The organism is Streptomyces sp. NPDC060205, from assembly GCF_042728395.1.
Lineage (GTDB): Bacteria > Actinomycetota > Actinomycetes > Streptomycetales > Streptomycetaceae > Streptomyces.
Genome location: NZ_JBHWZP010000093.1, coordinates 22,662 through 29,771 on the forward strand (window position 1 = coordinate 22,662; position 7,110 = coordinate 29,771).

The 7,110-nt window shown below is 70.2% G+C and carries 6 protein-coding genes; all 6 read left to right on the forward strand.

The genetic code is table 11. The features are described 5' to 3' along the window. Positions 1–16: 16 nt before the first annotated feature. The 6 genes from ACFWGJ_RS18480 to ACFWGJ_RS18505 all read left to right on the forward strand — a co-directional run bounded on the left by ACFWGJ_RS18480 (position 17) and on the right by ACFWGJ_RS18505 (position 6,966). Positions 17–1,276, forward strand: coding sequence for an alginate lyase family protein (locus ACFWGJ_RS18480; RefSeq protein ID WP_387325481.1), 1,260 nt, complete (start codon positions 17–19; stop codon positions 1,274–1,276). Between the two features lie 59 nt (positions 1,277–1,335). Next, positions 1,336–2,046: an ABC transporter ATP-binding protein gene (locus tag ACFWGJ_RS18485; protein WP_387325484.1), complete on the forward strand. Its 711-nt coding sequence runs from the start codon at positions 1,336–1,338 to the stop codon at positions 2,044–2,046. 348 nt (positions 2,047–2,394) lie between these two features. Continuing rightward, positions 2,395–5,100 (forward strand): ATP-binding protein, encoded by a 2,706-nt coding sequence (locus ACFWGJ_RS18490; RefSeq protein ID WP_387325487.1) that lies wholly within the window; start codon positions 2,395–2,397, stop codon positions 5,098–5,100. Then, complete coding sequence (locus ACFWGJ_RS18495) at positions 5,097–5,780, forward strand: response regulator (RefSeq protein WP_107021531.1); 684 nt, start codon at positions 5,097–5,099, stop codon at positions 5,778–5,780. The genes ACFWGJ_RS18490 and ACFWGJ_RS18495 overlap by 4 nt, the downstream gene beginning before the upstream one ends. A gap of 46 nt (positions 5,781–5,826) precedes the next feature. Further along, positions 5,827–6,225 (forward strand): OB-fold nucleic acid binding domain-containing protein, encoded by a 399-nt coding sequence (locus tag ACFWGJ_RS18500; protein ID WP_107021532.1) that lies wholly within the window; start codon positions 5,827–5,829, stop codon positions 6,223–6,225. A 3-nt stretch (positions 6,226–6,228) separates the two neighbouring features. Continuing rightward, positions 6,229–6,966 (forward strand): DUF3159 domain-containing protein, encoded by a 738-nt coding sequence (locus ACFWGJ_RS18505; RefSeq protein WP_387325490.1) that lies wholly within the window; start codon positions 6,229–6,231, stop codon positions 6,964–6,966. The last annotated feature ends 144 nt before the right edge of the window (positions 6,967–7,110 follow it).

The following is a 7,110-nucleotide window of genomic DNA, read 5'->3' on the forward strand; positions in this document are numbered from 1 at the left end:
GAACGGATGGCCCCCCATGAAGCCGACCGCTCCGGTCCCCCCACGCCCCGCACGCTCACGCCCGGCTCGCCCGGCACGCCCCGCGCGCCACCGCGGGGCATCCCGCTTCGCGCTCCTCGCCACCGTCACCGCCCTGCTGGCCGGCGCCCTCGCCTGGCCCGCCGCCGAGCGTGCCGAGGCGGCACCCGCGACCTTCGCGCACCCCGGAGTCACCGTCTCCCGCGGCCAGTTGGACTTCGCCCGACAGCAGGTCAACGCGGGTGCGCAGCCCTGGAAGGGCGCGTACGACCAGATGATGGCGAGCAAGTACGGCTCGCTCACGCGCACCGCCAAGCCCCGCGCGGTCGTCGAGTGCGGCTCGTACTCGAACCCCAACTACGGCTGCACCGACGAACGCGAGGACGCGATCGCCGCGTACACCCAGGCGCTCGCCTGGTACGTCACACGCGACGCCCGGTACGCGAAGAAGGCGATCGAGCTGATGGACGCCTGGTCCGCGACCATCAAGGACCACACCAACAGCAACGCACCGCTGCAGACCGGCTGGGCGGGCTCGTCCTGGCCCAAGGCCGCCGAGATCATCAAGTACACGTACGACGGCGGCTGGGCGAACTCCGGGCGCTTCTCGACGATGCTGCGCGACGTCTATCTGCCCAAGGTCATCAACGGCTCGAACTCCAACGGCAACTGGGAGCTGTCGATGATGGAGGCCGCCGTCGGCATCTCCGTCTTCCTGGAGGACAAGGCCTCGTACGACAAGGCCATGGCCAAGTTCCGCACCCGTACGGCCGCCTACGTCTACATAGCCTCCGACGGCGCCCTGCCGAAGACCGTGCCGAGCCAGAACCTCGACACCACCCAGAAGATCGTCAACTACTGGCAGGGACAGTCCACCTTCGTCAACGGAGTCACCCAGGAGACCTGCCGGGACTTCACGCACACCGGATACGGGATCTCCGCGATCGCGCACATCGCCGAGACGAGCCGCATCCAGGGCCAGGACCTGTACGGCACCGACGTCGGCGAGCGACTGCGGCACGCGCTCGGCTTCCAGGCGAAGTACCAGCTCGGCGAGGCGGCCCCGAGCTGGCTGTGCGGCGGGTCGCTGAACCTCGGGCTCGGGCCGGTCACCGAGGTCGGCTACAACGCCCTGCACAACCGTCTCGGCATCGCCATGAGCAACACCGAGCGGCTGACGGCGCAGAACCGTCCGGCGGGCAGCAACAACCTGTTCGTCGCCTGGGAGACGCTCACGCACGGCGACAACCCGAGCTGAACCGTTGCAGGTCCGGGCGCCGGACGGTGATACTGGCGCCCGGTCCACGGGGGAGAGCCATGAGCACTCAGGTCGTCACGGACGCGGTCGCCACGGACGCGATGGTCCGGGTGGCGAACGTCCACCGCTCGTACGGCAGCGGAACCACCGCCGTGCACGCCCTGCGCGGGGTGTCGTTCGACATACCGCGCGGGGAACTCGTCGCGCTCAAGGGGCGATCGGGATCGGGCAAGACCACGCTGCTGAACCTGGTCGGCGGGCTCGACGAGCCGGACGGGGGGCGGATCACGGTCGACGGGCTCGACCTCTCCGGTCTCGGCGAGAACGGGCTCCTTGAGCTGCGCCGGGACCGTATCGGCTTCGTCTTCCAGTCCTTCGGGCTGATCCCGATCCTGACGGCCGCCGAGAACGTGGGCGTGCCGATGCGGCTGCGCCGGGCCGATCCGCGGGAGCGCGAGGAGCGTGTCGAGCTGCTGCTCTCGCTGGTCGGGCTCGCCGACCATGCGGCGCAGCGGCCCGGTGAGCTGTCCGGAGGGCAGCAGCAGCGGGTCGCCATCGCACGTGCTCTCGCGAACAATCCCGCGCTGCTCATTGCCGATGAGCCGACCGGGCAGCTCGATGCGGAGACCGGGATCGGGGTGATGGAGTTGTTGCGGGCGGTGGTGCGTAGTGAGCGGGTGACCGCGCTTGTTGCCACGCATGACGCGGCCCTCCTGGGCCTGGCCGACCGGGTCCTTGAGCTGCGAGACGGCGAGATCGTGGAGAGCTGACGGCAGGGGCCCGGGGGTTCCCTACCGGGGCAGGCTCTGGGCGCCGGATTTCGTCTGCGGCCCGGTGGGGGCTGGTCGCGCAGTTCCCCGCGCCCCTAAGAGATTGCGCCGTTCCCCGCGCCCCTAGAAGCAAAGGATTGCGCAGTTCCCCGCGCCCCTGGGGCTGCGGCCCTGAAGCGCGAGAAGCTGCGCCGTTTCCCGCGCCCCTGAAATCCCTGCCCGCGGGAAGCGGTGTGCGTCAGGGTTGTGTCAAGGTCGTCGTTGTCCTTGTCCGGTGTCCCATTCGTCCGGATCGGCGGTCGTATGGTCTACCCAGCCACGCAGTGCGTTTGGGAAGACAATGAGGCCATGGGACGCGGCAAGCTTCGGATTTATCTCGGTGCGGCACCCGGCGTCGGCAAGACGTACGCGATGCTGTCCGAGGCGCACCGCCGTGTCGAGCGGGGCGCGGACTGTGTGGTGGCCTTCGTGGAGCACCACGACCGGCCGCGCACGGAGGTGATGCTGCACGGCCTGGAGCAGATCCCTCGCAGGGAGCTGGCCCACCGTGACGCGGCCTTCACCGAGATGGACGTCGACGCGGTCCTGGAGCGCGCCCCCGCCGTCGCCCTGGTGGACGAACTGGCGCACACCAACGTGCCCGGCTCCCGCAACGCCAAGCGCTGGCAGGACGTCGAGGAACTGCTCGCCGCCGGCATCGACGTCGTCTCGACGGTCAACATCCAGCACCTCGAATCGCTCGGCGACGTCGTCGAGTCGATAACGGGCGTACGCCAGCGCGAGACCCTCCCCGACGAGGTGGTGCGGCGGGCCGACCAGATCGAGCTGGTCGACATGTCGCCCCAGGCGCTCCGCCGCCGGATGGCGCACGGCAACATCTACAAGCCGGACAAGGTCGACGCGGCCCTGTCCAACTACTTCCGCCCCGGCAACCTCACCGCGCTGCGCGAGCTGGCCCTGCTGTGGGTCGCCGACCGCGTCGACGAGTACCTCCAGCAGTACCGGGGTGAGCACGGCATCCGCTCCACCTGGCAGGCCCGCGAACGCATCGTCGTCGGCCTCACCGGCGGTCCCGAGGGCCGGACGCTGATCCGCCGGGCCGCCCGGCTGGCCGAGAAGGGCGCCGGCGGCGAGGTGCTGGCGGTCTACATCGCCCGCAGCGACGGCCTCACCTCCGCCTCGCCCAAGGAACTCGCCGTCCAGCGGACCCTTGCCGAGGACCTGGGCGGCACCTTCCACCACGTCGTGGGCGACGACATCCCGTCCGCGCTGCTTGAGTTCGCCCGCGGCGTCAACGCCAGCCAGATCGTGCTCGGCTCCTCACGCCGCAAGGCCTGGCAGTACGTGTTCGGACCAGGCGTCGGCGCCACGGTCGCGCGCGAGTCGGGGCCCGACCTGGACGTGCACATCGTCACCCACGACGAGGCGGGCAAGGGGCGCGGCCTGCCGGTCGCCCGGGGCGCGCGCCTGGGCCGGTCCCGGATCATCGCGGGCTGGCTTACCGGTGTCGTCGGCCCCGCGGTCCTCGCGCTGCTGCTGATCAACGCCGACGCGGACCTCGGGCTCGCCAACGACATGCTGCTGTTCCTGACCCTGACCGTGGCGGCGGCCCTGCTCGGCGGACTGCTCCCGGCGCTGGCCTCGGCGGCCTTCGGCTCCCTGCTGCTGAACTACTTCTTCACCCCGCCGCTGCACCGGCTCACCGTCTCGGACCCCAAGAACATCGTCGCCATCGTGATCTTCGTCGGGGTGGCCATCTCGGTCGCCTCGGTGGTGGACCTGGCGGCCCGCCGCACGCATCAGGCGGCCCGGCTGCGCGCCGAGTCCGAGATCCTCTCCTTCCTCGCGGGCAGCGTCCTGCGCGGCGAGACCAGCCTCGACGCCCTGCTGGAACGGGTCCGCGAGACCTTCGGCATGGAGTCGGTCGCCCTCCTGGAGCGGGCCGGCGACGTCGACCCGTGGACCTGCGCGGGCAGTGTGGGTCCGCACCCGCCGACGCTCCCCGAGGCCGCCGATGTGGACATGCCCGTCGGCGACCACACCGCGCTGGCCCTCTCCGGCCGGGTGCTGCCCGCCGAGGACCGCCGGGTGCTGGCCGCCTTCGCCGCCCAGGCCGTCGTCGTCCTCGACCGCAAGCGGCTGCAGCAGGAGGCCGACCAGGCCCGCACGCTCGCCGAGGGCAACCGCATCCGCACGGCCCTGCTGGCCGCCGTCAGTCACGATCTGCGGACGCCGCTGGCCGCGATCAAGGCCGCCGTGTCGTCCCTCAGGTCGGACGACGTGGCCTGGTCCGAGGAGGACGAGGCGGAACTGCTCGAAGGCATCGAGGCGGGCGCCGACCGGCTCGACCACCTGGTGGGCAACCTGCTCGACATGTCCCGCCTCCAGACGGGCACGGTCACGCCCCTGATCCGCGAGATCGACCTCGACGAGGTCGTGCCGATGGCGCTCGGCGGCGTACCGGAGCACAGCGTCGAACTGGAGATCCCCGAGACGCTGCCCATGGTCGCCGTCGACCCGGGCCTGCTGGAGCGCTCGGTCGCCAACCTCGTCGAGAACGCCGTCAAGTACAGCCCCGAGGGCGAGCGCGTCCTGGTGGCCGCGAGCGCGCTCGGCGACCGGGTGGAGGTACGGGTCGTGGACCGGGGCCGGGGCGTCCCGGACGAGGCGAAGGACCGTATATTCGCTCCCTTCCAGCGGTACGGCGACGCCCCGCGCGGTGCCGGGGTCGGTCTCGGCCTCGCGGTCGCCCGGGGGTTCGCCGAGGCCATGGGCGGCACGCTCAACGCCGAGGACACCCCTGGAGGGGGCCTCACCATGGTCCTCACGCTCAGGGTGGGCTCCGCCCGCCCAAAAGCCCCGGACGCCGCGGAACCCGCACAAGAAGAGGCCGTACAAGAGGAACCCGTACAAGAGGAACCCGTACAAGAAGAAGCCGTACAAGAAGAGGCCGTGCAAGGAGAGGCCCTTCAGGCTGAACGTGTGCAAGAAGAGGCCGTGCGAGCAGAACGCGTGCAAGAAGGCCCCGTACAACCGGAAAGGCAGGCTTCATGACCCGGGTCCTCGTGGTCGACGACGAGCCGCAGATCACCCGAGCCCTCGTGATCAATCTCAAGGCACGCAAGTACGAGGTCGACGCGGCCCCCGACGGCGCCACCGCCCTCCAGCTCGCCGCCGCCCGCCACCCCGACGTCGTCGTGCTCGACCTGGGCCTGCCCGACATGGACGGCGTCGAGGTGATCAGGGGACTGCGCGGCTGGACACGCGTACCGATCCTCGTCCTGTCCGCCCGGCACTCCTCCGACGAGAAGGTCGAGGCCCTGGACGCGGGCGCCGACGACTACGTGACCAAGCCCTTCGGCATGGACGAGCTGCTCGCCCGGCTGCGCGCGGCCGTCCGCCGGGCCGAGCCCACCGGCGGCGGCGAGGACGACGTGATCGTCACGACGGAGGACTTCACCGTCGACCTGGCCGCCAAGAAGGTCCACCGGGACGGCCGTGACGTGCGGCTCACCCCGACCGAGTGGCACCTCCTGGAGGTGCTGGTGCGCAACACGGGCCGGCTGGTCAGCCAGAAACAGCTGCTCCAGGAGGTCTGGGGCCCCTCCTACGGCACCGAGACGAACTACCTGCGGGTCTACATGGCTCAGCTCCGCCGCAAACTGGAGGTGGACCCCTCGCACCCGCGGCACTTCGTCACCGAACCGGGGATGGGCTACCGGTTCGAGCGTTAGTGCTACGGGTACGTTCCTGTCAGCGGCCCCCGGTACGCTTTGAGGTATGAGTGCTGTCCCTCGATCCGAAAAGCCGGCGGGCCGGTTCCGGCGCATGATCGACCGGCTCTCCAGCTCCCAGGAGGACCTGGAGTCGGAGGAGCTGCGCGAGGACGCCGAGACCGCGGGCTGCACCCGTATCGGTGACTGCCGCGACCGACAGGTGGTCACGGTTACTGGTACCTTGCGCACGGTCACCCTGCGCCCGAGGGCCGGTGTCCCGGCCCTGGAGGCCGAGCTGTTCGACGGTTCGGCCGCCCTGGACGTGGTGTGGCTCGGCAGGCGTTCCATCGTGGGGATAGAACCGGGGCGCAAGCTGATGGCGTCGGGCCGTATCTCGATGAGCCGGGGCCGGCGCGTGCTGTTCAATCCGAAGTACGAACTCAGACCCCTCGGACGGGAGTAGCCGGTGACGTCGCTCGACAAGCCGACCGAAGACGCCCAGCGGGACGCGCAGGATGCGCAGGACTCACGGGCGGTGACCGAAGCCGCCCTTTTCGAGGCGTTCGGCGGTCTGCGGGGCATGATCGAGACGGTCCTGCCGGGCCTGCTCTTCGTCACGATCTTCACGATCAACAAGGACCTGCACTCGGCGGCCATCGCGGCGCTCGGTGTCTCGATCCTGCTCGTCGTGGTCCGTCTGGTCATGAAGGACACCGTCAAGCACGCGTTCAGCGGTGTCTTCGGTGTCGCCTTCGGTGTCGTCTTCGCGATGATGACGGGCAACGCCAAGGACTTCTATCTGCCGGGCATGCTGTACACGCTGGGGCTCGCCCTCGCGTACATCGTCACGACGCTCGCCGGGGTCCCGCTGATCGGCCTGATCCTCGGGCCGGTCTTCAAGGAGAACCTCTCCTGGCGTACGCGCAACCCCGGCCGCAAGAAGGCGTACGCGAAGGCCAGTTACGCGTGGGGTCTCATCCTGCTCGCCAAGTGCGCGATCCTCTTCCCGCTCTACTGGTGGGCCGACACGACGCAGTTCGGCTGGGTCCTGATCGCGCTGAAGATTCCGCCGTTCCTGCTTGCGGTGTGGCTGACGTGGGTGTTCCTCGCGAAGGCTCCGCCGCCGATCGACGTCTTCGCCGAGATGGAGGCCGAGGAGAAGGCGGAGAAGGAGCGGCAGGCGGCGGCTCGGTCCGTCGAGTAGGGACTCTGCGCCGGTGTGGTCCACCGAGGGCTGCCGACCCCGGACCCCCGCGTCGGCCTGAACGGCCTCGTCCTCGAACGCCGGACGGGCTGGTGGGCGCCGGACCAGCAGATACGAGTAGGGGGCGCCCGGAGAAATCCGGGC